We start from the raw sequence: 24024 nt of genomic DNA, 5'->3' as shown, positions 1-24024 counted from the left end.
AGGATAGGCAGACAGATGGCAAAATCAGCGCGCTCGAACGTAGCGGAAATACGTGTGCCGTTTCGGGATGTCGACATGCATGGTGAGATGTTCATCTCGTCCTATATTTCCTATGCCGAATCCGTACTTGCAAATTTCTGGCTGACGCGGCCGGAAGTGGAAGGCGAGCCAATTTATACTGCAAGCAAGATTTCCTGCATCCTGCATCGGCCCTTGCACTACGATGAACTGGTGGAATTCACCACCGCGGTCGACAAGATCGGCGTCCGCTCCGTCGGCTTTCTGATTGCCGTTCAGGCGGAAGGCGAACGCGCCGCCGAGGTCGAGATCATCTGGCAAGCACGCAATCGCGAAGACCTGTCGCCGGCCGCGCTCCCTGAAGAAACGCGCGACTGGCTTTACACCTTCGTTGATTAGGCTCCGATCCTAAGCACGTGCAGGCAGCAACGGATAGCCAACCATGACGGCGCGGCCGGCGAGCGCTGCGACGAACGCCTTGATGACATCGCCGGGGACGAAGGCCATCGAACCGACGAACGCCTGTTGCAGGCCGACGCCGGCAGCGACCGCGAGATAGGCGATCCCGAAAGCATAGAGAACGACAATGCCGCCGATCGCGGATGCGAGGAAGAAGCCAACCGTCTGCACGAGGCCGGACTGCTCGGCCTTCACCAGGCGCTCGGCGACATAGCCGGTGACGAAGGCGGCAAAGAGCCAGCCGATGAGGAAGCCGGTCGTCGGTGCGGCAAATGCCGCAAGGCCGCCGCGGCCGCCTGAAAGCACCGGAAGGCCGATCGCGACAAGAACAAGCACGATCAGCACGGCGATCGCGCCGCGGCGCGCGCCGAGCACGACGCCTGCCATCATGACGCCAAGCGACTGCGCGGTGATCGGCACCGGAATGAAGCCGAGCGTAATCGGCGGCAGAATGCCGAGCGCCACTATGATTGCGGCAAAGAGGGCTGAGAGAACGAGGTCGCGGGTGCTCATCATGGGCTCCGTGGTTACAGAATGTTAACTGACATGCCGCCGAACGCCGCGCGCGTCAATCGCTGCGGCAATATTATCCGCATCTCTGAGCGTGAGGATGATCAACGGCGCAAGCACCGTGACGGGCCGCACCTTAATGCCGCGGGCTGTATGCGCCTCCTTGATCGCCTGGTAGCGGCCAAGGATTTCCGGCACGAAACGGACGACGAGACCGACCGCAAGCCCGACATCGTTCGCCGCCACCAGGCCGGCCCGCTCCAGTGGGCGGGCAAGCAGCGTGATCTCGTCGATGAACTCGCTGATCGTCGTTGTTGCCGTCACCGCCGCCGCAAAGAGCATCAGTGCCGTCAGCCGCAGCAGCGCCACGACCGCGCCATGCCAGGGATTGAAGGCGAGGCTGAAAAGTGCCACGACGAGGATCGTCAGCAGCACGGCCTTCAGCCGTGCAGTCGCCTGCCCGAAAGGCAGGCCGAGGCTAAAATAGACGGCCCCTGTTATCAGCACGCCGAGCAAAAGCAGCGGAATGTTGCGGGTGGTGAAGAGAATGACGCCGAGGATCGCGAGAACAAGCAGCTTCGAGCGCGCCGGGAGCCGGTGCATGATGCTGGTTCCCTCGACATACAGCGATTGCATCAGGCGATAATCTCCCGGTAGCGCGCAATTGCCTCGGCCGCCGGCGCATCGGCGGCAAGCCTGCCCTCGTGGAAGAGCAGGACGCGGCCGAAATCCGCGACCAGTTCCAGATCATGGCTGATCACGATGGCGTTTTCAGGCAGTCCCTCGATGATCTTCTGCACCAACGCGCGATTCTTGAGATCGAGCTGATTCGTCGGCTCGTCGAGGATCAGGATATCCGGGCCGGTCACTAGCACCGCGGAGAGGGCGGCGATCTGCAACTCGCCGCCAGAAAGCTCGTGCGCCCGCCGCGCTGCCAGATGGGCGGCACCGAAGCGGCCGAGTACAGCTTCAACCTTCGCTTCGATCTCGGCCTTCGAGAAGCCGCGGCCCTTCAATCCGAAGGCAATGTCGTCACGCACGATCGGCAGGATGATCTGGTTCTGCGGCTGCTGGAAGATGAAGCCGACATCCGCAAGGGCCGAATGGGATTCGGCTGTGTCGCGGCCATTGACGATCACGCGTCCGGCTGTCGGCTTCGTCAGGCCATTGATCAGCCGCGCGAAAGTGGTCTTTCCCGAACCGTTGAGGCCGATGACGCCGATGCGGTTTTCCGTGAGAACAAGGGTCAGCGGCGAGAGCGCTTCCCGCGCGCCATAAGCGACTGCAGCCCCTTCGAAGCGGATCTCCAAATCATTCCCCTGTCACAATCCGATGCTGCTTCTATAGCCGCAGCGTCAAAAGTGCAAAACCGGGTGGCTAGGAACATTTTCCCGAATATGATGTGCCCATGACGAATCTCTTTTCGAACAGCGATGCCCGCCGCGTCTTCCTCGCCAAACAGGGCCTTAGCTCTCCGCCGAACCGCGCTCTGACAAAGGCCGGGCTGCTGCGGCTGATCCACGACATCGGCTTCGTGCAGGTGGACAGCATCCAGACGGTGGAGCGGGCGCATCACCAGATCCTCTTTTCCCGCAACCAGACATACAGACGCGAACACCTGACGGCGCTCCTGGAGAAGGACGGCGCGCTGTTCGAACATTGGACGCACGACGCCTCCATCCTGCCGAGCGCCTTCTTCAAATACTGGAAGCACAAATTCCGGCACCAGGAAGAGGTGCTCGTCGAGCGCTGGCGCAAATGGCGCGGCGAGGGTTTCGAGCATGCCTTCGACGAGACCTACGAGCGCGTGGCGCGCGACGGCGCGATCATGGCGCGCGAGATCAAGGCCGACGGACACACCTCGGGCGGCTGGTGGAACTGGCATCCCAACAAGACCGCGCTCGAATATTTCTGGCACACCGGCAAGTTCGCCATCGCCGGCCGCTCCAATTTCCAGAAGATCTACGATCTGGTCGAGCGTGTCATTCCCGCCGAATTCCGCGATCCGGAAGTAAGCCGAGAGGAGTTTGTCGATTGGGCGTGCCGAAGCGCGTTGAAACGGCTCGGTTTTGCGACACACGGCGAGATCGCCGCCTTTTGGAATCTGCTGTCGCCGGACGAGGCGAAGGCCTGGGTTGCAACCCATCGCGACGAACTGATCGAGATCCTGATCGAGCCGGCGCTCGGCGGCAAGCCGCGCCCCTCCTGGGCGCTCGCGGATTTCCTTTCGACGCTGGATGACTATCTCGAGGCTCCCGCGCGCATTCGCGTTTTGAGCCCCTTCGATCCGATGATCCGCGACCGCAACCGCACCGAGCGCCTGTTCGGCTTCTTCTACCGCATCGAGGTTTTCGTACCTGAGCCGAAGCGCGAATACGGCTATTACGTCTTCCCGCTGCTCGAAGGTGACAAACTCATCGGCCGCATCGACATGAAGGCCGACCGCAAGAAGGGGACGCTGGATGTGAAGCGGCTATGGCTGGAGCCCGGCGTGAAGGCTTCTTCGGGACGGATGGAGAGGCTGCGAGCGGAACTGGAGCGCGTGGCGAAGTTTGCGGGGGTGGAGAAGGTTGAGTTTCTCAAGGGGTGGAGGGGCTAGCCGCGTGTCTCTTTCCCCAACGGGGAGCGGTGCCGGAGCCTAGCTCGGCACGAGATTGTCGGAACGCCCCTCATCCGGCCCGGCAGGCGACCTGTCTCCCCCGGAGAAGGGAGCCTCTCACCAGATCTCCGTCTTCGAAATCTTGATTCCAAATCCCTCCAGGCCGACATAGTGTCGCTCGCGGCTGGTGAGCAGCCTGATCGAACTGACGCCGAGGTCTTTCAGGATCTGCGCGCCCAAGCCGATTTCCAGCCATTCGCTTTCGCGGCTCTTGGCTTCGGCGTGGGCTTCGCGGCCCTGGCTGCGGGCCTTGCGGCCGTTGTCGTAGTGGCCCACGCCCACGGAGCCTTCACGGAGGTAGACGATGATGCCGCGGCCTTCCTCGGCGATTTTTCGCATGTAGTGGTCGACCGGGCTTTTCTTGCCGAAGAGGTCCTCGGCGACATTTTCCGGGTGCAGGCGCACCGGGATGTCGATGCCGTCGCGTATATCGCCGAAGACAACGGCGAGGTGCTGCATCGGATCCCAGGGAAGCGAATAGGTGTGCGCCTTGGCCTTGCCGAACGGCGTCTCGATATCGAAGCTGGCGCCGAGTTCGATCAGCGTTTCCTTGCGCTGGCGATAGGCGATGAGGTCTGCGACCGAGACGAGCTTCAGGCCATGCTTTTCCGCAAAATCGATGACCTGCGGCCCGCGCGTCACCGTACCGTCGTCATTAACGAGCTCGCTGATGACGCCGATCAGCGGCAGTCCAGCGAGCCTGCAAAGATCGACGGCCGCTTCCGTATGGCCAGAACGCATCAGAACGCCGCCTTCGCGGGCAACGAGTGGAAAGATGTGGCCGGGCCGGACGAAATCGCTCGCACCGACATTCGGATTGGCGAGATTGCGCACTGTCAGCGTGCGGTCGTCGGCGGAAATGCCGGTCGTGGTGCCGTGCTTGAAATCGACGGACACGGTGAAGGCCGTCGTGTGCGCGGAGTCGTTTTCGGCCACCATGGCGTTGAGGTTCAGGCGCTTCGCCTCTTCTTTCGGCATGGGCGTGCAGACGATGCCGGAGGTATGGCGGACGATGAAGGCCATCTTTTCCGGTGTGCAATGGACGGCGGCGACGATCAGGTCGCCTTCGTTCTCCCGGTCGTCGTCATCCATGACGACGACGATTTCGCCGGCTTCGAAGGCCCGGATGGCATCGACGACGCGCTTCTGGTCATAAGGCATGAGACAGTTCCTATTTCAGCCGGCCGGTCTGGCCGCGGTCGCGGAGGTAGTGATCGGCGATGGCGCAGGCGACCATGGCTTCGCCGATCGGCACGGCCCGGATGCCGACGCAGGGGTCGTGCCGGCCCTTAGTGCGGATATCGACATTGTTGCCATCGGTATCAATCGAGCGTCGCTCGGTGAGGATGGAGGAAGTCGGCTTGATCGCAAACCGCGCGATCACCGGCTGACCGGTCGATATGCCGCCTAAAATACCGCCGGCGTGGTTGGAAAGAAACAGCGGCTTGCCGTCATTGCCCATGCGCATCTCGTCGGCGTTTTCTTCGCCGGTGATCTCGGCGGCGCTGAACCCGTTACCGATCTCGACGCCCTTCACGGCATTGATCGACATCAGCAGCGAGGCTATGTCCTGGTCGAGCTTGGCATAGATGGGCGCACCGAGCCCGGCTGGAACACCTTCAGCTACGACTTCGACGACGGCGCCGATTGAGGAGCCGTGTTTGCGGATGCCGTCAAGATATTCCTCCCATACGGGGACGATCTCAGCATCCGGCGAGAAGAAGGGATTTTGATTAACCTGATCCCAATCCCAGTTCTGGCGGTTGATCTTGTGCTTGCCGATCTGCACGAGAGCTCCATGAACTTTCATGTTCGGCACAACGAGACGGGCAATCCCGCCGGCCGCGACACGTGCGGCGGTCTCGCGGGCGGAGGAGCGGCCGCCGCCACGATAGTCGCGGATGCCGTATTTGACGTCATAGGTATAGTCGGCGTGGCCGGGGCGGTATTGCCGGGCAATCTCGCCGTAATCTTTGGAGCGCTGATCCGTGTTCTCGATCGTCATCGCGATCGGCGTTCCGGTCGTAGTCATCGTCTCGCCGTCGGCATCCAGCATCACGCCGGACAGCACCTTCACGAGGTCCGCCTCGCGGCGCTGCGTCACGAAACGCGACTGGCCGGGCTTGCGCTTGTCGAGCCAGGCCTGAATGTCTTCCAGCTTGAAGCGCAGGCCGGGAGGGCAGCCGTCGACGACGCAGCCGAGCGCCGGGCCGTGGCTCTCGCCCCAGGTTGTTACACGGAAGAGATGACCGAATGTATTGTGCGACATGTGTTCCGACCACGCGCGGCAACCCGCGCCATTCTCCAAAATGCGCGACACTCATAGGCCAAAAAGAGGTTGGGGCAAAAGCCTTTCTTTTCGCGAAATCCACGGGAGGAAGAAATGGCGTTTCCGCAATTTGCGATCGATGCGGGTTTTGGACGTCATCGGCATTCAGAAATGCCGCGGCGCCTTCATCATCCTTCCTCAAATCTCGGCGCTCGGTATGGCAAGTTCCCTCGCCGCGTTTACGGGGAGAAGCGTTAGGGCGAGGGGCTCAAATCATGCGATGGAGGGCGGGGGCAAAATCGCAAACAGCTATTTCAGCCCCTCAGGAAGCGAGTCGCCATGCCGCACCATCGGCTGCGGCGGCCGTGAAGTCGTCGAAGGAGAGGGGACGGGAGAAGGCGTAGCCCTGCAGCAGGTCACAGCCAAGATCGCGCAGCATATCGGCATGCGCGATCGTTTCGATCCCTTCCGCCACCGTTTCGACGCCGAGGGAGCGGGCGATGTCGATGATCGAGCTTACCAGTGCGCGCTCCCGCGGAGAGTTGAGAATCGGCTGCACGAGCTGGCGGTCGATTTTCAGCCGTTTCGGCTTCAGCTTCAGCAGGCTCACGATCGATGTATGGCCGGTGCCGAAATCGTCGATTTCGATGTCGATGCCGAGCGCCTTGATGCGGTCGAGGTTGTGAGCTGCCACATCCTCGCTCTCGTCGAGGAAGATCGATTCCACCAGTTCGAATGAAAGCTCGCCCGGGCGTATCTGCAGGTCGCTCAGGGATTCGAAGAGGCTACCGTCATGCAGCCGCCGCGCTGAAACATTGACGGAGACCTGCGGCACTGAAACGCCGAGTGCTGCCCAACGCATCTTGTCCTTCAGCGCGGTTTCGAGAACGATGCGGTCCAGCGCCTGCACCACGTTGATCTCGTCGGCGATGCGCAGGAACTTGTCCGGCGTCAGCAGGCCGTGGGCGGGGTGGTTCCAGCGCACCAGCGCTTCGACACCGGTGAGCCGCATTGTCCGCGCGCAAAATTGCGGCTGGTACCAAGCGGTGAATTCACCATTCTCGATCCCGGCAAGGATCTCGTCGGCGACGCGCTTGCTGTTGATGATGTCGGCCTGGAGGTTCTGGTTGAAGAATTCGTAGCGGTTCCGACCCAGGCTCTTTGCGCGGTAGAGGGCGATATCGGCGTTGATCAGCACCTTGCGCGCGTCGACATGGATGCCGTTCGCAAGCGCGATGCCGATCGAAACGCCGCAGCGGCAAGGGAAGCCCTGGAAATTGACGGGCTGGCGCATTTCTTCGATGATCCGGCCCGCCAGCGCGGCCATATCCTCGTCGCTGACATCGAGTGCGAGGATGACGAACTCGTCGCCGCCGATGCGCGCGACGACATCGCTGCCGCGAACATTTTTCGAAAGAACCTTCGACGCATGCACCAGCATCGCGTCCCCGGCTGCGTGGCCGAGCGTGTCGTTGATCTGCTTGAAGCGGTCGAGGTCGATGTGGAGGATTGCGAATTTCTGCCGCTGCGACCGGCTGCCGGCCGTCAGGTTTTCGAGCGCGATGTCGAGCTTGCGGCGGTTGGCCAGTGCCGTCAGCGGATCATGCAGCGAATTGTGCTCGATACGATCCTTGGCAAGTTCGAGTTCGATATTCTTAGCAACCGCTTCGTCCTTCGCAGCCTTCAGCTCGGCGGTCAGCAGCGCATCTTCCGTGACGTCGAGCGCTACGCCAATGAGCTTCAGCTGACCTGTCGCCGTCTGGTGCACCTTGCCGGTCGAGCGGACGTAGCGAATGCCGCCGTCCTCGGCCGGCACGCGGCAAATGAGCGTGTGCTTGTCGCCGAGCTGCTTGAAATGCCGTGCGCTTTCCAGTGCAAGAGCTCGATCTTCCGGGTGAATGCAGGAAAGCCATACATCCTGGGGCATGAATCCCTGCCGTGGTTCCAGCCCGTAGAGCTCGTGCATGCGTTCGTCCCAGACCGAGCCGGCAGTGCCGAGCGTCGTTTCCCAGATGCCGCATTGATAGGAATCGAGCGCCAGATCGAGTCGGGTTGAAAGTTCGGCAAGCTGCGTCTCGCGGCGGGAGAGCTCGTCCAGTGCCAGTTCCAGCTCGGCATTCTTGATATCGCTGTTTTCTTTTGCCTTGCGCAGCATATCGGCTGCCTCCGCGTCTGCAGTCACGTCCGCGACGATACCGATCGTCCTGCCGGTTCCGCCCGCATCCGTGTAGAAGGAGCCCACCGAGCGCAGATACCGGATGCGGCCGTCCGAAAGCCTGATACGGTACTGCGCCGTGCAGGACGTGCCTGCCAGGCTGCAGTTGAAAAAGTGCGCCTCGGCGATTGGCCGGTCTGCCGCCACGATTGCCTCGAGCCAGCTTTCAAGCGGATGGCTGCCCTCGCCGGCAGGTTGGCCGTGAAGGCCCGAGGCGCGCGTGTCCCAGTAAAGGCTGTGGCCGTGATCCTGCAGTTCCCAGATGCCGATATTGGAAGAATCCAGCGCCAGGTTCAGCCGCTGCGAAAGTTCGAGCAGCTTCGTTTCGCGTGCCTCGAGTTCGTTGACATTGCGGGTGCGCTCGCCAAGAAGCAGGGTCGCGAGGAAGATCGGCACGATGATGACGCAGCCGGCCGCGATGATGATCAAGCGAAGCTGAAGCTGGTTCGGCGGAGCTTCGTTCCATCCGGTCGTCGGCACGGCCGAAAGCTCCCAGCGCCCGCCCGCAAAGGCGATCTTGCGGCGGAACGGCTGCTTGTCGAGTACATCGGCGCTTCCGAAGAAGGGAAGGGCGCGTTGCTCGGTCGCAGTCCCCAGGTCGCGCACCGCGATCGAAAGATGGTCGAGATGCGGGTAGCGTTCCTGGTTTTCGCTATTGCGCGCGGGTTTGAGGCCAGTGTTCTCGTAGAACATATCCTGGTCGATCATGACTTCGACTGCACCCCAGATCTTTCGCTGCCCGCTCTCCTTGATGAAGATCGGGAAGAAGATCGCGAAAGCATCCCTTCCGCTGCCGATCTTGACCGGGCCGTAGAAACGCGCCTGTTGGTCCCCCGTATTGCGCCCGACGGACTGGCGCAGCATCAGCATTTCACGCACATCCTTGCCGATACGGCTCTTGCCGGACTGCGGCGGGAAGACGTTGCCGACGACGAAATCGGGCGCGACGGCGATGCTGACGAAATGGGGATTCTGGATGAGCAGCCAATTGATCTGGCGCTCCATTTCTTCATCGTTGGCTTTCGCGCTCATGGAAATCATGTTGGACAGATCGCGGACGACGGTGACGTCCATATTGATCTGTGCCGCCATGCGGGCGCGAATGAGGTTCGTCTCGTTTTCTGTGCGGATCTGCACCTCTCGCAGATAGGCCGCAGTATTCGCACGGTCGAGCGTGAAGCCGACCGCAACGACCACAAATGCGACGAGGGTCGAAACCAGCAGTGAGACCCAGGTATTCTTGAGTACCCGCCGCAACTGAATATTGGCGCCCAGCCGGAAAAGCAAAATATGTCCCCCTGTTCGCCGGAACTCTAGGAGGAACCGGTTAATTTACGATTTCCTGATGGTTCATCTTTGCGGCTTGCAATTCAGAGCACTCTGATGGTTAGCGGCTGTTCTTGATTGTTGTTAAAATGCTATTCATCAATGAGGCGCGGAAAGCCATTCTTCCGGGCAATTTTCGCCATATTCAGGAGCTTATCTGTGTTTCACCGGATTTTTGCGTCGAGTTTCAAGAGGGTTGCCGCGATGCGTTTTTTTGTTGCCACGCTGCTGGCCACAGCAAGTTTCCTGTCGCCCATCAGCAGCTTTGCGGAAAGCGCCGACGTCGAAGCGACCATCAAGAAAGTCGACATGAACAGCCTCAGCCTGACACTCGATGACGGCAAGACATATCAGGCGCCCGAGGAGTTCAACTTCGATGGGCTTAAGGCCGGTGTGAAAGTGGTGATCTTCTACACGGAAGTGGACGGCAAGCGGGTGATCAACGACCTCGATATCGTGCAGTAAGTAGAGACTATATCCAGCCGATCAGTCTTTTCGCGGTGTCGATCTTCAGGATTCGGTCCTGCGGAATTTCTCCCTCGGCAGCCTCGTGCTTCGGCAGATCAGCGATCATCTTGAAGAGGCTGCGGATGACGCCACCATGTGTGACGCAAACGGTCGGGCGCTCGACGGAGTTCAGCCATGAGCGGATCCGCCACGACATGATCTCGTAGCTTTCGGCATAGTCGCCCGGCGGGATGAAATCCCATTTGTTGACATTGCGCTCGATGATGCGATCGCGCTGGGTCGCCTTCAGTTCCCGGATGGTGAAGCCTTCCCAGTCGCCGAAGGAAACTTCGACTAGCCGGTCGTCGCTGCGGTAGTCCTTGGGCGGCAGGCCCATTGCCGTGCGCATGATCTCCATCGTCTCGCGCGTGCGCTGGAGCGGGCTTGCGACGAAATCGAAGGAAATGGCTTCGACCCTGAGGATCTCGGCCATGTCGATGCCGTTCAGCCGCGCCTGTTCGCGGCCAATGACATTCAGCGGAATATCCTTCTGGCCCTGCAGACGGCGTTCGGCGTTCCAGTCGGTCTGACCATGTCGGACCACATAGATGAGCAAGGCAGATTCCGCTTGATTGGACTTCGATCAGTCCTTGATAACTGAAATATCCGGCGCGTCTACCGCCTTCATGCCGATCACATGATAACCGCTGTCGGCGTGGTGCACTTCGCCGGTCACCGAACGCGAGAGGTCAGACAGCATGTAAAGGCCGACATCGCCGACGTCTTCGATAGTGACTGTGCGGCGGAGCGGAGCGTTATACTCGTTCCACTTCAGGATATAACGGAAATCGCCGATGCCTGACGCTGCCAGCGTCTTGATCGGGCCTGCCGAAATCGCATTGACGCGGATGTTCTTCGGTCCGAGGTCGACGGCGAGGTACTTGACGCTTGCTTCGAGCGCAGCCTTTGCAACGCCCATGACATTGTAGTTCGGCATGACCTTCTCGGCGCCGTAATAGGTGAGCGTCAGCAGCGAGCCGCCCTCCGTCATCAGCTTCTCGGCGCGGCGTGCGACGGAGGTGAACGAGTAGACGGAAATCTGCATCGTCTTGGAAAAATTGTCCGGCGAAGTATCGACGTAGCGGCCTGTCAGTTCGTCCTTGTCCGAGAAGCCGATCGCGTGAACGACGAAATCGATCTTGCCCCACATCTTTTCGATATTCTCGAAAACCGCATCGATGCTCGCTTCATCACTGACGTCACAGTGGCCGGCGAGTACGCCGCCAAGTTCCGCAGCCAGAGGCTCGACGCGTTTTTTCAGAGCATCGCCCTGATATGTAAAGGCAATTTCGGCGCCCTGTGTATGAATGGCTTTGGCAATGCCCCACGCAATCGAACGATTGTTGGCGACGCCCATGATGACGCCACGCTTGCCTGACATGAGGCCTGTTGCTTGAGCCATATTTTGCCCCCTAATGAACCAAATGGAAATTGCCTATGGCATAGGCCGTTAATCGGTTCAAGATTGCGGGCAATCATCAACTGTTAGGGATCGTAACAAAGGGTGCGCTTGTCACGAAAATTTCATAGAAACAGCCCTTCGCGCATGCTTCTCATGAGATCCGTGACCTTATCATCCGGCTTTTCCCACAACATAATGCGTAGCTCGACGATCAGGTCGCCCTTTCCGCCTGTGTCGTCGGGCAGGCCCTGGCCGGAGATTCGGATCGTTTTGTCGGATCCTGACCAGGCGGGAACGGTGACGTCGACCGGCCCGTTCGGTCCGTCGATGCGCGCTTCGGTTCCAAGCACGGCATTCTCGATCGTCACCGGCAGCACGGTACGCAGGTCGAAGCCATCGACGGTGAAACGCGCATCGGATGCGATGTGGATGCTGACGACCGCGTCGCCTCGCTGCATGTTCGGCAGCTTGTACCCGTGGCCCTTCAGCCGGACCTGATGGCCCTCGCGTGTCCCGGCCGACAATGCAAAGCTTGCCTCGCGGCCTTCGCCGAGCTGCGCCGTGGTCCAGCTGCCCTTCAATATATCCTCGATCGTGACCGTTACCTGCACGAATTGATCCGGGGCCTTTTCCGGTGCGGGCGCGCTGCCGGTAAAGCGGCGCACAAGCGATGTCAGGATGCTCAAGGGCTGAAGAATGCCAGCGGCCGCAACCGTCTCCGTGCCTTCTTCCTCGGGCTTTACAGCTTCTGCTTCGAGTTTGCCTGCCTCCGCCTCCGTCCGCTTGCCGGCATTTGCCCGTGGAGGCGTCGCGCTGGCGCTTGCAGCCTTGGCCTGCGCGCCAAAAATGCGCTCGACCATGTCTTCGGCGGATTCCGGGCTGACGTGTTGCTGTCTTGCCGCCTTCGCCGCCTTCTGCGCGTTGGCGCGGGCGAGTTCTTCCATCACCCGTTCGGCATTCGCCTGCGCGGCCTTCGCCCGGACTGCCGCCTCGCGGGCCGCCTGGCGCTGCTGCATGATCGTCTCGCCGTTCATTCGCGCCTCTGCCATTCGTGCCGCCGTATCGAAAAGGCTGCGCTTCTTGGGATCCTTCAATGTCTCATAGGCACGACCGACCTCGGCGAAACGAGCCGTTGCCGTCGGATCGCCCTGGTTGTGATCCGGATGAACGGCCTTGGCCATGTTGCGCCAGGCCGCCTTGATCTCGTCTGTCCCTGCGTCCTGAGGAACGCCCAAAATCTTGTAAGGATCGCGCATTTAATAACCGCCGGTGTTGCGATGCGACGTGCCTGTCCTTGCCCAGCACCCCGAAGCCCAATGACCACTCTCCGAGCGCCTTCCGGTCCATTTCAGAGGAACCGAAACACGCGTCTATGAGCCGATCGTGCGTCAGAGTTACTAATCAGTCCTTATTTTTGGGGAGGGGAAGGCGGCTTTCGCCGCAAATGGTTAGCTTTCTGCTAAGCATTGCGGCTGCGGTCCGGCTGCGGTTAATCATGTCTTGAAGCGGGTCAGCCTTCCGGCTGGAAGCTCAGCAGTTGCCAGTTGCCGCCGCCGACGAGGCAGGTCTTGCCGTAGAATTTGGCAATGCCCGCATAGGAGTGCCGCGTCGTGCGGAACTGGCGGCAGACCTGGCCCTGGTCGTTGTTTTCGACGATCGTATCGATGACGCCGGCGCTGCCGGTGGAGGAATTCGCCCAGGGCAGCGGCTGGCCGGCCATCCTCTGGATGTCGGCAGAGGTGACCGCGTTGCGAACCGTCATTTCGTCGGAAAGCGTATCGGTGCTCGGCGGCGTCTGCGGCACGGTTCCGGTGGCAACTGAACGGTCCACCTTCGAATCGCTCAGGAAGTCAAAACCGCCCGTCATGCAGCCGGAAAGCGGCAGCACCGCCGCCCCGATGACGAGCAACGTGGCACAACGGCACAGCAGGCCCTTTGTATGGCGATTTGACTTTGCTATGACTTCCACCCTGCGTCCTGTCCAGTCGTGAAAAGCTGGGCATTAAACCGATAAACCCGGGGCATTTGAGCTAATATGTCGGCAAATGAGTTAATAAGCGGTGACTTCACCGAGCGCGACGAGCCATTCAAGCTTTTCTCGGAATGGCTGAAAGATGCCGAAGGTTCCGAGATAAACGATCCGAATGCGGTAGCGCTTGCGACGGTCGATGAAGATGGCCTTCCCAATGTCCGCATGGTTCTCCTGAAGGGATTCGATAGCGACGGATTCGTCTTCTACACCAATTTCGAGAGTCAGAAAGGCCGCGAAATCTTGGGGCAGAAAAAAGCGGCCATGTGTTTTCACTGGAAAACGCTGCGACGGCAAGTGCGCGTGCGCGGTCCTGTGGAAATCGTGACCGACGAGGAAGCCGACGCTTATTTCCAGACGCGCGCGCGCGGCAGCCGCATCGGCGCCTGGGCATCCAAGCAGTCCCGCCCGCTGGAAAGCCGTTTCGCGCTGGAAAAAGCCGTGGCCGAATATACGGCGCGTTATGCCATCGGCGAAATCCCGCGGCCGCCCTACTGGTCGGGTTTCCGCATCAAGCCGGTTTCGATTGAATTCTGGAAGGACCAAAACTTCCGCCTGCACGACCGCATCGAATTCCGCCGCCAGGCCCCGGAAGGCGATTGGGAAAAGGTAAGAATGTATCCTTAAGCGGTTAACGGCCCATCAGCTTCAGCGGGATGCCGGAGGCGAGTGCGGAGACATAGCGTGGCTTCTGGTAAAAGCCATTGAGAGAGAGCCGCGGCAGATAGGTGGTGCTGCCAGGCAGGTCCGCTCGCATGACGCCCGGCCGGGTCGTCACGGCGACCTTGAAGCTGAGTTCGGCTGCGATTGCCGCCTCGCGACGGGTTGCTGCTTCGGGGGTGCCATATGGGAATGCGAAGGTTTCCGGCCGTTTGCCGGTAATCGCCTCTACATGGTCGGCGGAAAGCGCCATTTCCTCCCGTATTTCGGCTTCCGGAAGCCGCGCGAGCGCGCGGTGGCTGACCGTATGGGCGCCGATGGACGCGAGGGGGCTTGCGTCGAGGAGATTGAGTTCCGCCGCGCCCATCACGAGATCGTCGACGAGTTCGGCTGGATCGATCTCATGGCGACGGGCGAGCGCATCGATCTTCGCAACAGCCGAGGCCTCGTCGGTGCCGTGGACATGGGCTGCGAACCGCGAGAATGCCGCATGCTGATCGGCCAGTGTGAAAAGCGTGATGCTCTCGTCGCCTCCGCCGAAATCGAAGTGGACCTTTTCGGCCTTCCGCAGAACGGCGGCTAGCGTCTCCCACCAGATCGTGTGCGTGCGCTCCGTCAGACCCTTTGCCACGAACACGGTAAAGGGTGCCTCGTGCTTTTCGAAGATCGGATAGGCGTGAACGAGGTTGTTGCGGTAACCGTCGTCCAGGGTAAAGGCTGCAAAGGGATGGTCGCCGGCCGGTCCGGAAAGCAATGCCGGAATCTTGTCCAGCGCGACGAAACGGTACCCGTCATGCGCAAGCCGCGTCAGTGCAGCATCGAGAAATGCCGGCGTGATTTCGAGGTGTGCGTTCGGCTCGAAAGCATGCGGCTCGTGCGGCCTGACATGATGCAGGGTGAAGATCACACCGCGCCCGCGCGCGCTGCGCATGAGCCGGAGAGCAGCGATGAGATGCGCAGCTTCGAGCCCGCCGGTAATGGCGATCCGTTTCGCGCGACTTTTCCACAGCCTGTGCATTCCGCCTCCCTGAAGACGGGCGAGCCTATCAATTATGGTGTTAATCGTTGTTGAACATTGCATTTTCGGGTGAAATCTTTACGTTCCGTTCACCAAGAGCAAAGAAAATTCAAAAAATCGGTGTCCGTTGCCTCAAAGTCGCGCCAGATTAGCGGCTTCTGTCGCAGAACGGGACATGTTTTGGCTTCGCCGCAGTCGGCACGTGTATTGAGGGGACTTCATGAAAAGGTTGTTGGCCGCATTTCTAGCTGTGACGCTTGCCGTTTCGGCACCGATCGCGGCCATGGCCGGCAGCGCCTCCCTCATTCTCGATGCCCGGACAGGCAAGGTTCTCGCGTCCGAGAACGGTGATGTGCTGAACCACCCGGCGTCGCTCACCAAGATGATGACGCTCTACCTCACCTTCGAGGCGCTGAACCGCGGCAAGATCACCTGGGACACGCCGATCGTCATGTCGAAATACGCAGCCAGCCGCCCACCGACAAAGCTCGGCGTGAAGGCGGGCGGAACGATTACCGTGCGCGAAGCGGTCTATGGGATGATCGTTAAATCCGCGAATGATGCCGCGGCCGCGGTGGGTGAAACGCTTGCGGGCTCCGAAAGCAACTTCGCCCGCGTAATGACGCAGAAGGCCCGTCAGCTCGGCATGAGCCGTACCGCCTTTTATAACGCTTCCGGCCTGCCGGATAAGCGGCAGGTGACGACAGCCCGCGACATGTCCACCCTCGGCGTCGCGCTGCTCAAGCACTATCCTAGGGAATACCAGCTCTTTTCGATGACGGCGTTCACCTTCCGCGGCAAAACCATCCGTGGCCATAACAACCTGATGGTTCGCTACCAGGGTATGGATGGCATCAAAACGGGTTACACGAACGCCTCCGGTTTCAATCTTGTGAGCGCCGTGCGCGACGGCAACCGCCGCGTCGTCGGCGTTGTTCTCGGCGGCCGCACGGCCCGCAGCCGCGATGCCCAGATGGCCGCACTACTCGACAAGTATCTCGGCCGCGCTTCCAGCGGCGGCAGGCTGCTTGCAAGCGTCGGCGCCAAGCAGCCGGTCGAAGTCGCCTCCGCCGCCGATACGGATGCGCCGCTTGCAACTGCGGCGCCACGAAGCGAAGGCGAAACCGGCAACGCTCCTTTCGCGCTCGGTTACTCTGACACGGCAGCCGTTCCCTTGGAACGTCCCGCAGCACTTGAGGAAATGGCCAATGCTGGCAAGCCGCAGCCGTCGACCCGCGGCTGGCAGATCCAGATTTCCGCCGCTCCAAGCGCCGATGCTGCCCGTGCGCTGCTTGCACAGGCAAAGTCCGAAGGCGGCACGGCGCTGAAATCCGCAACGCCCTATACCGAAGCCTTCGGCACCGGCGCCAATGCCATCTACCGCGCCAGTTTCGTCGGGTTCGACAGTGAGCAGGCCGCCACCGCCGCCTGCGAAGCCCTCAAGAAGCGCTCATACGACTGCGTGCTGCTCGCCAATCAAGGCTAATTCCGAACACCCTTCGGTGGACAATCCAGACGAATCGGCATTCTCCTGTTTTGGATACAAAAGGAGAACGCCGATGCTTGCCGATCTCGCGGAAAAGTTCGAATCCTCTTCCCGCCGTTATGCTGAAGTGCACGGCATCGAAAGAGATCCGGACTGGTATCTCCTGAAGCTGCAGGAAGAAATGGGCGAACTCACGCAGGCGTGGAACCGCATGAGCGGCAGGGGCCGCCCGAAAGGCAAGGCGCCGGACGAACTGAAGCAGGACCTCGCCGACGAGACGGCCGACATCCTCGGCCACATCCTGCTTTTCGCCCGCCAAAACGGCATCGACCTCGCACTAGCGATCGAGCGGAAGTGGCTGTTTAGGCCGTAAGCTAGGTGCGCTTCAGGGACGAAGCCTTGCCGCGTCGCAAGTTCTCGGTGATCCATCACTGGCACTGTTCTTTGGTCAATAAGGCGCTGCCTCGATCGAATTTTGCCTGGCAAGCATGACATCGCCGTCCGTCTCAGCAGGGGCCGACGAGTGTCGAGGGTAGCGCTTCTAATTCACTCTCATCGAGATAAAAAGAATCCCTCGCTAACCGCTCGGTTTCGATCTTCAAATTAGCAATAGCGCCTGGCGAGGCCTCGAAGCGAGTTTCATGCGCCGAACACCCAGGTAAGGCGATATCAATTTCACCAGGAACTTCTGCCGCCAAACATTACTCCTTCACTGAGACCTTGGTCCGGTGGACGATCGCTAGACCGCTCTGCGGTAGAACTTGTTGTCCACGGCCATCAACGGGAAGGAGCGGGGAAGGTCGCTGCGCTTGATCTCAGTGAAGCCGTTCTTCTCGTAAAAGCGATGCGCGGCGAGGAATCTGTCGGTCGTGCCGAGGAACATCTCGTGAATGCCGTGTTCTTTGGCATGGGTAAGGAGCGTGTCGAGCAGCTTTGCGGCAACGCCGTGCCGGGGGCCGCGCACGGCCGCGGCGACGAACATCTTGCGCAGCGCTGCCCGGTTGTTGCCGATATCCTTGAGGCCGATCGTGCCGACGATGACGCCGTCAAGCTCCGCGACCCAGAACTGGCCTTTGCCGGACTGGTAGAAATCCGGGATGACCTGCAGATCAGGTTGGTCGTCGGCTGTGATCGCGAACCCGAATTCGTCGCGCTGGATCGGCAGGATGACCGAAAAGACCCCATCGATGTCAGGGGGGGCGAAGGGTCTGATCTCGATCTCGCTCATCGCCACCTCCGGATCGTTAGGCTTTCGTGCCGCCGACGGTCACCTGGTCCATGCGCAGATGCGGCTGTCCGACGCCGACCGGAACCCACTGCCCGGCCTTGCCGCAATTGCCGATGCCGGTGTCGAGCTTCATGTCGTTGCCGATCATCGAGACGCGCTTCATCGCATCCGGGCCGTTGCCGATCAGCATCGCGCCCTTGATTGGTGCGCCGATCTTGCCGTTCTCGATGAGGTAAGCCTCGGTGCAGCCGAAGACGAACTTGCCGGAGGTGATGTCCACCTGGCCGCCGCCGAAGGAGACGGCATAGATGCCCTTCCTCACGGAAGCGATGATCTCTTCCGGCGTCTTGTCGCCGCTCAACATGTAGGTGTTGGTCATGCGCGGCATCGGCACATGGGCATAGCCCTGGCGGCGGCCGTTGCCGGTCGCCTGCATGCCCATCAGCCGGGCGTTCTGCCGGTCCTGCATGTAGCCGACGAGCTTGCCGTTCTCGATGAGCACGTTGTAGCCGGAGGGCGTGCCCTCGTCGTCGATGGTGATCGAGCCGCGTCGGCTGTCGATCGTGCCGTCATCGACCACGGTGACGCCCGGTGCAGCCACCATCTGGCCAAGCAGGCCGGCGAAGGCCGAGGTCTTCTTGCGATTGAAATCGCCTTCGAGGCCATGGCCTACCGCTTCGTGCAGCATGACGCCCGGCCAGCCGGAGCCGAGAACGACATCCATTGTGCCGGCCGGCGCTTCGATCGCTTCGAGATTGACGAGTGCCTGACGAAGCGCCTCGTCGGCACCGTACTGCCAATTGCCCTCGGCAATAAAATCGCCGAAGCCGATGCGTCCGCCGCTGCCATAGGAACCGCTTTCCTGCCGATCGCCTTCGCCAACGATGACGGAGATGTTGATGCGCGTCATCGGGCGGATATCGCGAACGCGATGACCATCGGCGCGCAGGATATCGACAACCTGCCAGCTTGCGGCGACCGACGCCGTCACCTGGCGCACCTTGTCGTCCTTACCGCGCAGGTAAGCGTCGATATCGGTCAGGACTTTAACCTTCTCTTCGAAGGTCGGCGAGCCGATCGGGTTCTCGTCGCCGTAGAATTTCTTGTTGGTGCGCTGGGGCGCTGCGGCGTAGCTGCCGGAATAGCCCTTCGTGACCGCTCCGACGGCCTCTGCCGCGCGCTTCAGCGCCGCAACCGAGAGGTCGCCTGCATGCGCGTAGCCGACCGCTTCGCCGGCGACGGCGCGAAGGCCGAAACCCTGCTCGGTATTGAAGCTTCCGCCCTTGAGGCGGCCATTGTCGAACATCAGCGATTCCGCCTGCGCATGCTCGATGAAGAGCTCGCCGTCATCGGAGCCGGAAAGCGCCTCGGCAACGTGTTTGCGCATCGTCGTTTCGTCGGCGTCGAACAGCGTCAGCAGGTCGGTATTCATAGTTGTATTCTCCGCTTCGAAGCAGAAACGCTTCCAGGCCGATGTAGGTCCGCAGAGCTGTTCGAGCAAGCCCTCATCAGGGCAGGGCGTCGTAGCCTTCTGCAAAGCCCTTGAGGTCGACCGGAATGCCGATGCCTTCTTCGGGCGTCTGGAAGACTATGAACGTGGCGCTGGTGCCGCTGCGAAATGTCTTGAGCAGCTCGTCCTCGAGCACGACTTCGGCGTAGCAGCCGTCGGCAAAGCAGCGCACGAAATAGGCGCGGCCGATGTCCTTGCCGTCGACATTGAGGCCGAGGCCGTTCGGTAGCAGGACACCGAGCGGCGCCAGAACGCGGAGGATTTTCGACTTGCGGTCGGCGGTCTTCAGCACGACGACCGAGAGGCCGACCTCCGGCCGGTCTTCGGCAATCACGTTCTGCATCAGCGCGCATTGCTCGGCCGAAGCGCCAGCGGGCTTGTCGCAGACGACGGACCAAGCGCCGTGGTTGGACTTCACGGTTCCGGGGGCCTGCGGCTGGCTTTGTCCGGGCGTTGCCTGCTGCGGGCGATCCGGTTGCGCTGGCGCCGGCTGTACCGGCGCCGGTTGCTGGGCAGGCGGCTTCGGCGCAGGCTGCTGCTGGGCAAATACGGGGGTTGTCGCCGCGGCTGCGATGCTGGTGGTCAGGATAAGCGACCGCGCGAGGGAACGGAAACCCATGGAAACCTCTGGAATTCGAATCAGTGCCGCTATTGTTGAAGGCCGCCATCGGAAATGAAAAGCCCCGCCCCGTCAAAACCGGGGGACTACGGCAGAAATAGGACCTTTCGCCGATATTGTCGGAAGGGCAGATTGGTTACAGCCGGTCTTTTTCATATGACCATGAAAATCTTCAGCAATGTTTTGCCCTGACTGCGGAATTTGACTTTAGGCAAAAATGCCGCATAGACAATCGCTCTGGCCTGTTGCGGTAGATGCCAAACTGTGGTTTGAAGCGCTGAAGATGGCAAGGATTCTGCGTTCGATTTGTGGCAGATCAAGCGCTCGAGGGAGATACTAAGGTGATTAAGAAGGCTTATGCAGCACTGGCCGCGCTGGTCTGTCTGCTTTTTGCTTCCGGCAGTTTTGCCGATCAGCCGCTGCCGTGGCAGGCAACGCTGCAGCCGGCGGCAACGCCGATCATGCGGGAAATCCGCTGGTTCGAACAATATACGCTGTGGTTCATCGTTCCGATCACGCTTTTCGTTCTCGTGCTGCTGATCGTCGTCTGTTTCAAGTTCCGCGCCAGCGCCAATCCGGTGCCTTCGAAGACAAGCCACAACACGCTGATCGAAGTCATCTGGACCGTCGGGCCGGTTCTCATTCTTCTCTTCCTTGCCGTTCCGTCGTTCAATCTTTTGACGGCGCAGCTCACCCTGCCGGAAAACCCGGATGTCACGCTGAAAGCGACCGCCACCCAGTGGCAGTGGAATTATGAATACGCAGGAACCGGCGAGACGCCGCTGACCTTCGATTCCTTCCTTCTCAAGGATCCGGATCGCGCAGCTGCCGGCAAGTCCGACCTCGCCACCTATCCGCGTCTGCTCGCCGTCGACAACGAAGTGGTTCTGCCGGTCAACAAGACGGTCCGCGTTCTCGTGACTGCCGCTCCGACCGACGTCATTCACGCCTTCGCCATGCCGTCCTTCGGCATCAAGATTGACGCCGTTCCCGGCCGTTTGAATGAAACCTGGTTCAAGACGGAGCGGGAAGGCCTCTTCTACGGCCAGTGTTCCGAGCTTTGCGGCAAGGACCACGCGTACATGCCGATCGCGATCCGCGTCGTCTCCGAAGACAAGTACAAGCAGTGGCTGACGGCTGCCGCTTCTGATCTTCCCGGAGCCTACAAGGCTCTCATGGCTGCCACCGATGGTCCTGCAAAGACCGTCGACGTCGCCGAAAACGTTCAGTAATAGAAGGGGCTCGGGACAATGGCTGGACCTTCCGCTCACGATCATTCTCATGATCACTCGCATGACGCTCATGCGCATGACGATCATCACGACCACTCGCATAAGCCGAGCTTCGTCAACCGCTGGTTCTTTTCGACGAACCACAAGGACATCGGCACGCTCTACCTGATCTTCGCGATCATTGCCGGCATCGTCGGCGGCGCGCTCTCTGTTGCCATGCGCATGGAGCTTCAGGAGCCCGGCATCCAGATCTTCCACGGCCTGGCCTCGATGGTCTATGGTTACGAAGGCGACGCCGCCATCGACGGCGCCAAGCAGATGTTCAACATGTTCACGACTGCGCACGCGCTGATCATGATCTTCTTCATGGTCATGCCCGCGATGATCGGCGGTTTCGCCAACTGGATGGTGCCGATCATGATCGGTGCGCCGGACATGGCATTCCCGCGTCTGAACAACATTTCCTTCTGGCTGATCGTTCCTGCCTTCCTTTTGCTCGTGCTTTCGATGTTCGTCGAAGGCCCGGCGGGCGCTTACGGTGCCGGCGGCGGCTGGACGCTCTATCCGCCGCTTGCCACCTCCGGTACGCCCGGTCCGGCGGTCGATCTTGCGATCTTTGCGCTACATGTGGCGGGAGCCTCCTCGATCCTCGGTGCGATCAACTTCATCACCACGATCCTGAACATGCGCGCTCCAGGCATGACGCTGCACAAGATGCCGCTCTTTGCCTGGGCCGTTCTGATCACGGCCTTTCTGCTGCTGCTCTCGCTGCCGGTTCTGGCAGGCGGCATCACCATGCTGCTCACCGATCGCAACTTCGGCACGTCGTTCTTCGCGCCGGAAGGCGGCGGCGATCCGATTCTTTACCAGCACCTGTTCTGGTTCTTCGGTCACCCGGAAGTCTACATCCTGATCCTGCCAGGTTTCGGCATGGTCAGCCACATCATCTCGACCTTCTCGCGCAAGCCGGTCTTCGGCTACCTTGGCATGGCATATGCCATGGTCGCGATCGGTGCCGTCGGCTTCGTCGTCTGGGCCCACCACATGTATACGGTCGGCCTGTCGCTGGATGCGCAGCGCTACTTCGTCTTCGCAACGATGGTCATCGCCGTTCCGACGGGCGTGAAGATCTTTTCGTGGATCGCAACGATGTGGGGCGGCTCGATAACCTTCCGCACGCCTATGATCTGGGCGATCGGCTTCATCTTCCTGTTTACGGTCGGCGGCGTGACCGGTGTTCAGCTCGCTAACGCCGGTCTCGACCGCTCGCTGCATGACACCTATTATGTCGTGGCTCATTTCCACTACGTTTTGTCGCTCGGCGCCGTCTTCGCCATCTTCGCAGGCTGGTACTACTGGTTCCCGAAGATGACCGGCTACATGTACAACGAGTTCGTCGGCAAGCTGCACTTCTGGGTCATGTTCATTGGGGTCAACCTGGTGTTCTTCCCCCAGCATTTCCTCGGCCTTGCTGGAATGCCGCGCCGTTACATCGACTATCCGGATGCATTTGCCGGCTGGAACTACGTTTCCTCGATCGGCTCCTACATCTCGGCCTTCGGCGTGCTGATCTTCCTCTTCGGCGTCTTCGAAGCCTTCGCCAGGAAGCGCATCGCCGGCGACAATCCGTGGGGCGAGGGTGCCACGACGCTCGAATGGCAGCTGCCTTCGCCGCCGCCGTATCACCAATGGGAACAGCTCCCGCGCATCAAGTAAGATGCCGATATTCCAGGCGCCGCATGCAAATGCGGCGTCCGGCCTTGAAGAATGCAGGACGGACGCATGAGGGTCATAAACAATCACGAGGTACTTGTGGACGACGGCGAACATCTCCTGTCGGAAGCCAGTGCGCGCGATTATTTCGAGCTTCTGAAGCCGCGCGTCATGTCGCTCGTGGTCTTCACGGCTTTTGCCGGCCTCGTGCTGGCACCCGGCCACATCAATCCCGTGCTCGGCCTGATCTCGATCCTCTGCATTGCCATCGGCGCAGGCGCCTCGGGTGCGCTCAACATGTGGTACGATGCCGATATCGACGCCATCATGACCCGCACCGCGCGCCGCCCGATTCCGGCAGGTCGCATCACGCCGAAGGAGGCACTGGCCTTCGGCCTGATCCTCTCCTGTTTTTCGGTCGTCATCCTCGGCCTGGCCGTCAACTGGCTCTCGGCGTCGATCCTCGCCTTCACGATTTTCTTCTACGTCGTCATCTACACGATGTGGCTGAAGCGTTCGACGCCGCAGAACATCGTCATCGGCGGTGCCGCCGGCGCCTTTCCGCCGATGATTGGCTGGGCCTGCGTGACGAATTCGGTGACGATCGAAAGCACCGTCCTGTTTCTGATTATCTTCCTCTGGACGCCGGCGCATTTCTGGGCGCTGGCGCTGTTCAAGATGCGCGATTATGAGGCCGTCGGCGTGCCGATGCTGCCGAACGTATCTGGCGAGCGCGCCACCAAACACCAGATCGTCGCCTATGCCGTATTGACGGCGGTGTGCGGCGTAGTTCCGTCCTTCCTCGGCTATGCGAGCGCCGGATACGGTCTTGTCGCTGCATTGCTCGGCGCGGTGTTCATTTACTGTTCCATCGCCGTCTGGCGCATGCCGGATGGCGATCCCAAGATGATCCCGGCGAAGAAGCTTTTTGCTTTCTCTATCTTTTATCTCTTCGCCATCTTTTCTGCCCTGTTGATAGACCGGCTCGCTTCCATGCTGGTCTCCCATGCAGGAGGTCTCTGATGGAAACGGTCAAGCTGACGGAAGCGCAGCGCAAGTCGCGCCGCAACCGGAACATCGCACTCGGCCTCACGCTTGCCGGCCTTTGCGTTCTCTTCTACGCCATCACCATCGTGAAGTTCACCGGGCACGGAGGCTGAACCG

General features: G+C 60.6%; 25 protein-coding genes. 10 read left to right on the top strand and 15 right to left on the bottom strand.

Features of this window, described 5'->3' with window-relative positions; genetic code table 11:
* Window positions 1-15: 15 nt before the first annotated feature.
* Window positions 16-417 (top strand): acyl-CoA thioesterase, encoded by a 402-nt coding sequence (locus tag BLP23_RS02805; RefSeq protein ID WP_092583448.1) that lies wholly within the window; start codon window positions 16-18, stop codon window positions 415-417.
* A 9-nt stretch (window positions 418-426) separates the two neighbouring features.
* On the opposite strand, the gene BLP23_RS02800 is transcribed toward BLP23_RS02805, so the two are convergent.
* The 3 genes from BLP23_RS02800 to BLP23_RS02790 are packed head-to-tail and all read right to left on the bottom strand — an operon-like array spanning window position 427 to window position 2297.
* Window positions 427-990 carry a biotin transporter BioY gene (locus BLP23_RS02800; RefSeq protein WP_092583447.1) on the bottom strand — a complete coding sequence of 188 codons (564 nt, stop codon included), beginning with the start codon at window positions 988-990 and terminating at the stop codon, window positions 427-429.
* A gap of 24 nt (window positions 991-1014) precedes the next feature.
* Window positions 1015-1623 (bottom strand): CbiQ family ECF transporter T component, encoded by a 609-nt coding sequence (locus BLP23_RS02795; protein WP_092583446.1) that lies wholly within the window; start codon window positions 1621-1623, stop codon window positions 1015-1017.
* Window positions 1623-2297 (bottom strand): energy-coupling factor ABC transporter ATP-binding protein, encoded by a 675-nt coding sequence (locus BLP23_RS02790; protein ID WP_092583445.1) that lies wholly within the window; start codon window positions 2295-2297, stop codon window positions 1623-1625. The genes BLP23_RS02795 and BLP23_RS02790 overlap by 1 nt, the downstream gene beginning before the upstream one ends.
* 98 nt (window positions 2298-2395) lie before the next feature.
* On the opposite strand from BLP23_RS02790, the gene BLP23_RS02785 reads away from it, so the two are divergent.
* Window positions 2396-3586 carry a winged helix-turn-helix domain-containing protein gene (locus BLP23_RS02785; RefSeq protein WP_092583444.1) on the top strand — a complete coding sequence of 397 codons (1191 nt, stop codon included), beginning with the start codon at window positions 2396-2398 and terminating at the stop codon, window positions 3584-3586.
* Window positions 3587-3703: 117 nt separating this feature from the next.
* On the opposite strand, the gene ribB is transcribed toward BLP23_RS02785, so the two are convergent.
* The 3 genes from ribB to BLP23_RS02770 all read right to left on the bottom strand — a co-directional run bounded on the left by ribB (window position 3704) and on the right by BLP23_RS02770 (window position 9417).
* Window positions 3704-4807 carry a 3,4-dihydroxy-2-butanone-4-phosphate synthase gene (gene ribB / locus BLP23_RS02780; RefSeq protein ID WP_092583443.1) on the bottom strand — a complete coding sequence of 368 codons (1104 nt, stop codon included), beginning with the start codon at window positions 4805-4807 and terminating at the stop codon, window positions 3704-3706.
* A gap of 10 nt (window positions 4808-4817) precedes the next feature.
* Window positions 4818-5915, bottom strand: coding sequence for a chorismate synthase (aroC, locus tag BLP23_RS02775; RefSeq protein ID WP_092583442.1), 1098 nt, complete (start codon window positions 5913-5915; stop codon window positions 4818-4820).
* 322 nt (window positions 5916-6237) lie between these two features.
* Window positions 6238-9417, bottom strand: coding sequence for a putative bifunctional diguanylate cyclase/phosphodiesterase (locus BLP23_RS02770; RefSeq protein ID WP_092583441.1), 3180 nt, complete (start codon window positions 9415-9417; stop codon window positions 6238-6240).
* Between the two features lie 243 nt (window positions 9418-9660).
* Between BLP23_RS02770 and BLP23_RS02765 the strand changes: the two genes are divergently transcribed.
* The gene (locus tag BLP23_RS02765; protein ID WP_092584239.1) at window positions 9661-9921 is read left to right on the top strand and encodes a DUF1344 domain-containing protein; all 261 of its coding nucleotides are present in this window, start codon (window positions 9661-9663) and stop codon (window positions 9919-9921) included.
* 7 nt (window positions 9922-9928) lie between these two features.
* Here the strand turns inward: BLP23_RS02765 and BLP23_RS02760 are convergent, their stop codons facing one another.
* From BLP23_RS02760 to BLP23_RS02745, 4 genes are all read right to left on the bottom strand, one after another.
* The gene (locus tag BLP23_RS02760) at window positions 9929-10519 is read right to left on the bottom strand and encodes a histidine phosphatase family protein (protein ID WP_092583440.1); all 591 of its coding nucleotides are present in this window, start codon (window positions 10517-10519) and stop codon (window positions 9929-9931) included.
* 27 nt (window positions 10520-10546) lie between these two features.
* Window positions 10547-11365 (bottom strand): enoyl-ACP reductase FabI, encoded by an 819-nt coding sequence (gene fabI / locus BLP23_RS02755; RefSeq protein ID WP_039844179.1) that lies wholly within the window; start codon window positions 11363-11365, stop codon window positions 10547-10549.
* A gap of 122 nt (window positions 11366-11487) precedes the next feature.
* On the bottom strand, window positions 11488-12621 hold the full coding sequence (locus BLP23_RS02750; protein ID WP_092583439.1) for a DnaJ C-terminal domain-containing protein: 1134 nt from the start codon (window positions 12619-12621) through the stop codon (window positions 11488-11490).
* A gap of 254 nt (window positions 12622-12875) precedes the next feature.
* A complete protein-coding gene (locus BLP23_RS02745) occupies window positions 12876-13334 on the bottom strand; it encodes an RT0821/Lpp0805 family surface protein (RefSeq protein WP_092583438.1) in 459 nt (152 codons plus the stop codon).
* A gap of 66 nt (window positions 13335-13400) precedes the next feature.
* Between BLP23_RS02745 and pdxH the strand changes: the two genes are divergently transcribed.
* Complete coding sequence (pdxH, locus tag BLP23_RS02740) at window positions 13401-14021, top strand: pyridoxamine 5'-phosphate oxidase (RefSeq protein WP_092583437.1); 621 nt, start codon at window positions 13401-13403, stop codon at window positions 14019-14021.
* Window positions 14022-14025: 4 nt separating this feature from the next.
* Here pdxH and BLP23_RS02735 read toward each other — a convergent pair whose 3' ends face one another.
* Window positions 14026-15072, bottom strand: a complete 1047-nt coding sequence (locus tag BLP23_RS02735) for a polysaccharide deacetylase family protein (protein WP_092583436.1) — start codon at window positions 15070-15072, stop codon at window positions 14026-14028.
* Window positions 15073-15292: 220 nt separating this feature from the next.
* On the opposite strand from BLP23_RS02735, the gene BLP23_RS02730 reads away from it, so the two are divergent.
* Both BLP23_RS02730 and BLP23_RS02725 read left to right on the top strand, forming a co-directional pair.
* Window positions 15293-16558 (top strand): D-alanyl-D-alanine carboxypeptidase family protein, encoded by a 1266-nt coding sequence (locus tag BLP23_RS02730; protein WP_092583435.1) that lies wholly within the window; start codon window positions 15293-15295, stop codon window positions 16556-16558.
* Between the two features lie 73 nt (window positions 16559-16631).
* Complete coding sequence (locus tag BLP23_RS02725; protein ID WP_092583434.1) at window positions 16632-16931, top strand: pyrophosphohydrolase domain-containing protein; 300 nt, start codon at window positions 16632-16634, stop codon at window positions 16929-16931.
* A gap of 133 nt (window positions 16932-17064) precedes the next feature.
* Here BLP23_RS02725 and BLP23_RS32975 read toward each other — a convergent pair whose 3' ends face one another.
* The 4 genes from BLP23_RS32975 to BLP23_RS02710 all read right to left on the bottom strand — a co-directional run bounded on the left by BLP23_RS32975 (window position 17065) and on the right by BLP23_RS02710 (window position 19915).
* Window positions 17065-17256 (bottom strand): hypothetical protein, encoded by a 192-nt coding sequence (locus tag BLP23_RS32975; RefSeq protein ID WP_139187028.1) that lies wholly within the window; start codon window positions 17254-17256, stop codon window positions 17065-17067.
* Window positions 17257-17297: 41 nt separating this feature from the next.
* Complete coding sequence (locus BLP23_RS02720; protein WP_092583433.1) at window positions 17298-17786, bottom strand: GNAT family N-acetyltransferase; 489 nt, start codon at window positions 17784-17786, stop codon at window positions 17298-17300.
* A 16-nt stretch (window positions 17787-17802) separates the two neighbouring features.
* Window positions 17803-19218, bottom strand: a complete 1416-nt coding sequence (gene tldD, locus BLP23_RS02715; protein WP_092583432.1) for a metalloprotease TldD — start codon at window positions 19216-19218, stop codon at window positions 17803-17805.
* A 76-nt stretch (window positions 19219-19294) separates the two neighbouring features.
* The gene (locus tag BLP23_RS02710) at window positions 19295-19915 is read right to left on the bottom strand and encodes an invasion associated locus B family protein (protein WP_092583431.1); all 621 of its coding nucleotides are present in this window, start codon (window positions 19913-19915) and stop codon (window positions 19295-19297) included.
* 341 nt (window positions 19916-20256) lie between these two features.
* Here BLP23_RS02710 and coxB point away from each other — a divergent pair, with 341 nt between their 5' ends.
* From coxB to BLP23_RS33570, 4 genes are all read left to right on the top strand, one after another.
* On the top strand, window positions 20257-21147 hold the full coding sequence (gene coxB, locus BLP23_RS02705; RefSeq protein ID WP_092583430.1) for a cytochrome c oxidase subunit II: 891 nt from the start codon (window positions 20257-20259) through the stop codon (window positions 21145-21147).
* 18 nt (window positions 21148-21165) lie between these two features.
* On the top strand, window positions 21166-22863 hold the full coding sequence (gene ctaD / locus BLP23_RS02700; protein ID WP_092583429.1) for a cytochrome c oxidase subunit I: 1698 nt from the start codon (window positions 21166-21168) through the stop codon (window positions 22861-22863).
* Between the two features lie 66 nt (window positions 22864-22929).
* A complete protein-coding gene (locus BLP23_RS02695) occupies window positions 22930-23883 on the top strand; it encodes a heme o synthase (RefSeq protein ID WP_092584238.1) in 954 nt (317 codons plus the stop codon).
* On the top strand, window positions 23883-24020 hold the full coding sequence (locus BLP23_RS33570) for a hypothetical protein (protein WP_092583428.1): 138 nt from the start codon (window positions 23883-23885) through the stop codon (window positions 24018-24020). Before BLP23_RS02695 ends, BLP23_RS33570 begins: the two co-directional genes overlap by 1 nt.
* Window positions 24021-24024 lie beyond the last annotated feature (4 nt).

It is taken from the genome of Rhizobium mongolense subsp. loessense, from assembly GCF_900099775.1.
GTDB classification, from domain to species: Bacteria; Pseudomonadota; Alphaproteobacteria; order Rhizobiales; family Rhizobiaceae; genus Rhizobium; species Rhizobium loessense.
The sequence above is the reverse complement of the archived record's forward strand: the minus strand, read 5'-3'. Positions and strand labels throughout refer to the sequence as shown.